This is a genomic window from Burkholderia sp. E168m23, assembly GCF_016586125.1.
GTDB classification, from domain to species: domain Bacteria; phylum Pseudomonadota; class Gammaproteobacteria; order Burkholderiales; family Burkholderiaceae; genus Burkholderia; species Burkholderia orbicola.
In genome coordinates, this window is record NZ_BCPP01000638.1 from 1 (window position 1) to 4302 (window position 4302).

Here is a 4302-nt window from a genome sequence, read left to right on the forward strand (position 1 = left end):
TCGTATAATGTATGCTATACGAAGTTATTACGATCAGCGCATGGCGGAACGCATAGAACACGCGATCGCGCCGATGTTGCGCGTACACGATCCGCTCTTCGAGCAGCAGCCGCAGATGGGCATCGAGCGTGGAGCGATCATGCGGCGATGCATCGGCGAGCAGTTGCGCATCCACTTCGAGCCCGATGGTCGCGGCGAGCTGCGCGGTGTCGCGCGCGTCGTCGATCCGGTCGAAGGCCAGACCGAGCATGCCGCCGAGACTGAGCGGCAGCGGATAAGGGTCCGTTGCCGCGGGCCCGGCAAGCGGACCGTCCGCGCCGCTCACCGTCAGTTCGCGCGCGACGGCCTCGATGAACAGCGGGATGCCCGCGGTGCGATCGGCGAGCCGATCGAGCCACGCCGGATCGAACGCGCCCGGGCCGAGATGCGCCGACATCAGGCGTTGCGCGTCGTCGCGCGGCAGGCGGCGCAGCACCACGCGGTCGGCCGCGCCGCGCCAGCGCGCGAGCCTGTCGGGGCGCGACGTGAGCACGATGCACAGTGCCGCCGCGCGCGGCGAGCGCCGCAGATACGCGAGAAACTCCTCGGTCGAACGATCGAGCCACTGAACGTCCTCGATCACGAGCAGCACCGGCGCGCCGTTGCCGAGCGATACGAGCAGTTGCTCGAGGACGTCGAACAGCGCGTGCTGCTCGCGCGCGCTCGACCACAGGAGCCCGTTCGCGTCGCAGGGCAGCCCGAGCCAGGTCGCGAGCGCGACACGCGCCGCCGCATGGTCGCAATCGAGCGGCGCGATCATCGCGTCGATCGCCGCGAGCGCCACGCCCGGCGCGCGATCGGCATCGACGAGCCAGTGCGCGGCGATGAACCGCAGGACCGGAAACAGCGCATGATTCTCGCGTTCTGGCAGGCAACCGCACTGCGCGAACGCGTGGCCCCGGGTCCGCACGGCCTCGCACAGCTCGTGCACGAGCCGCGACTTGCCGAAGCCCGCCTCGCCGACGACGAGCCGCGGCACGCCGAGCGGCGCCGGCTCGCCGCGCAGCGCGCGACGATGCCGCCCGAGCGTGTCCTGCCACGCGCGCAGCAGTGCGTCGAACTCACGCGCGCGGCCGACCATGGGTGTCCGTCTGCCGGCGTCGAGCGAATCGAACGGCGTATCGGCGTGCCGCTCGCCAAGCAATTCATGAACCGGCTGCGACACCAGGCCCGCCCGTGCGAGCCGCAACGCGGTCGGCCGCGAATCGGCATGCCGTTCGAGCACGAGCCGCGCATCGTCACTGATCAGAATCTGTCCGGGGCCGGCCAGCCGCAGCAGCCGCGACGCCGCGGCGGGCGTCGAGACGCCCGACATGTGCGACGCATGCGCGAGCACCTGCCCGACGTGAATCGCGGCGGCCACTTCGACCCGCCAGCCTTCTTCACCCTCGGCAGCACGGCCGCCGGCGGCTGGCGGCACCGGCAACCGCGCGCGCCCGGCGACGCGCACCATGTCGAGCGCCGCCCGCACCGCCCGGCGGGCGGGCCGGTCGATGTCGCCTTGCAGGCCGAAATGGAACAGCAGCGTGTCGCCGAGCCGTCCGCCCGCATGCGCGCCGTAACCGACCGCGATATCGGCGCACTTCGTCAGCCACTGTTCCTCGTAGCCGTCGAGCGCCATGCCGTGCTCGGTGCCGGCATGGCGTTGGCGGCCCTCGCCGGCAATCGTCACGCAGCAGCACAGCGTGGTGATCTGCCGGTACTCGCCCACTTCGGCGAGCGTCTCGCCGCGCGGCGCAAGCGGGCGCGAACGCGCCTTCCGACCGGCGCGACCGGCGTCGAACTGGCCGACCAGCGCCGCGAAGTTGAGCGCACGAAACTGCGTCGCGAGCGCCTCGGCCGACGCGGCACGCTGCCGCGGATTCTTGTTCAGCGCGTGCCGCAGCACCGCGCCGAGCGGCAGCGACGCAATCGACGGCGGGAGCGCGACATCTACCGGGCTCAGTTGCTGATAGAGGATCTCGGCCACGCTGGCGCCCTGCATGACGACCTCGCCCGTCAGGCATTCGAGCACGATCAGGCCCCACGCATACAGGTCGCTGGCGGGCGTCGGCGGCTCGTTGCGCAATTGCTCCGGCGCGCAGTAGGGCGGCGAGCCGAGTACTTCGGTCGCGAGCGTCGCGGTCTGGCGCGCGATGTCTTCGGTGCCGGGCAGCAATGCGCCGATGCCGAAATCGAGCAGCTTCGCGTGCGGCCCGTCGTCGGCGACCGCGATCACGATGTTCTGCGGCTTCAGATCGCGATGCACGATGCCGCGCCGATGGGCGGCCGCGAGCGCGTCGAGCACCTGCGTCATCAGCCGCCCCGTGTCGATGGCCGACAGCGGCCCGTCCGCCGCGAGCCGGTCGCGCACCGTCCGGCCCTCGACCAGTTCGAATACGGCGAACAGCCGGCCGTCGGGCGCTTCGCCGCGGTCCAGCAGCGCGACGATGTTCGGATGCCGCAGCGCCTCGCACAGGCTCGTCTCGCGCCGGAAGCGCGCACGCCGGTGCATCCGCTCCGGCACGGTCAGCGCGGCATCGTCGCGCATCAGCTTGATCGCGACGGCGTGCCCCGTCTCGTCGCAGGTAGCCCGAAACACCACGCCGTTGCCCCCTTCGCCGAGCAGCGGGCCGAGCCGGTAATGCCATTTGCCGGCGAGCGTTGCAAAAGGCACCGCGTGCTTCGGCGGTTCAGGTGCATCCGGCCGGGCGAGGGCGCGGGATACGGTCGGCAGCACGGCCGGTTCTCCCGCGTTCACGGGCAATGGACGATCGGGCCCGGCACCGCGCGCGGCACGCCGATACGCGGCCCGGCGGCCGGCACCGACTCGCATTCGAGATGCTCGCCGCGCATCACCCGGAACGGCACATCGCCGAAACGGACGCTGCCGCGTCGGCGCTCGACGAGCTGGCTCGCACCGAGCCCCGGCAGCGCCGCGAACTGGCTCCGCGCGCGATGAATCTGCACGTTGACATGGGACGCGTCGATGCCGAGCATGCGCGCGAGCCGGTCGAGTTCGATCCACCCTTGCGTGGCGGCGTCGTAGCCGGCCTGCATGTCGGCCGAGCGGGCGCGGGCGAGCGTGACGAGGCTGTAGTGATGGGCGCGCTCGCCGAGGTCGACCACGCCGCCGCGGACATGCAGCAGCATGCGCACGTGCTCCTCGTTGCGGCTGACGAGGAATTCGAGCAATGGCGCCGGCGCGGCCGGATCGGCGGGGGCGGCGAGCATCACCGTCGAGCCGTGGCGCGCGAGCGCGAGACGCCACGCGAAGTCGCCGGTCGACACTTCGTCGCCGTCATGGAGCGCGCGCGGCGGCAACGTGTCGTCGCACAGCCATTCGCCGGCCGGCGAACGAACGATCGTGACCGGCTGCGCGGCAGGCACCGGCAGGATCTGGCGCGGCGCGAGCACGATCGGCGCGGCGGCACCGCGAATCGGCCACAGCGTATCGGCCGGATCGTCGAGCGACTCGACCCGCCACGGCGCGGTGCCGGCCCTGCCGAAGCGGATCACGTCGCCTTGCTGCAGCACCGCATGCTCGCCATCGCGCAGCGATACGCCCGATACCGACGTGCCGTTGCTGCTGTGATCGTGGAGTTCCCAGAGCCCGCCGACCCAGCGGATATGGGCATGGACGCGGGACACCGAGCCATCCCGGATGACCGTGTCGCAGCGCGCGTCGTCGCGGCCGAACACGTGATACGCGCGGAGCAGGCATGCGTCTCCGGAAGCGTCGTTCTTGAGTATCGCCATGGCCGCCCCGTGTCGGATTCGCCCGGATCGTTCGAGTGACGCATCGACGCTGCCGGGCAAGCGATTGATTCGATGATCGCGAACAGTGCCGCCCGTTCGCCGCCTCGTTACCTGTTTTTCTGGTCAGTTGCCTTGCCGGGCGTTACCCAAGCGCCGCGCGTCATTTCAGTAAATTGAATGGTCGATTACTTTGTTGTTTTAAAACCGAGCGCCTCGATGAAAATCCTGCCAAATAAAATCGTGCTCCGCAACCGGCATACCTGGATAACGATTTTATATTGCAATGCTTTACCTTTTCGATGAATTTTCGGGGTGCAAATAAAGGGTCGAAATTCTTCATCGCCGCCCGAGATGCCTCCAGTCATGCGCAAGGCCGGCACGACGAAATTGAACGACGGAGCGGGATAATTGATCTTTGCCCGCGCGGAAGTTTTGTTTGGCCGGTCGAAAATAAAACCGTTTCGATTTTATAAATAATTTTCTCTGGTGTTTTTATAATCGCCGCCGTTTAACTTATTCATGAAT

At 68.8% G+C, this 4302-nt stretch carries 2 protein-coding genes; both read right to left on the minus strand.

What is annotated here, in order from left to right:
* Positions 1 to 2779, minus strand: a 2779-nt coding sequence (locus tag JMF90_RS26440) for a TOMM system kinase/cyclase fusion protein (protein ID WP_201325620.1), incomplete at its 3' end; no start/stop codon positions are given.
* Positions 2776 to 3777: an FHA domain-containing protein gene (locus JMF90_RS26445; RefSeq protein ID WP_011548731.1), complete on the minus strand. Its 1002-nt coding sequence runs from the start codon at positions 3775 to 3777 to the stop codon at positions 2776 to 2778. The genes JMF90_RS26440 and JMF90_RS26445, both read right to left, overlap by 4 nt.
* Positions 3778 to 4302: the final 525 nt, after the last annotated feature.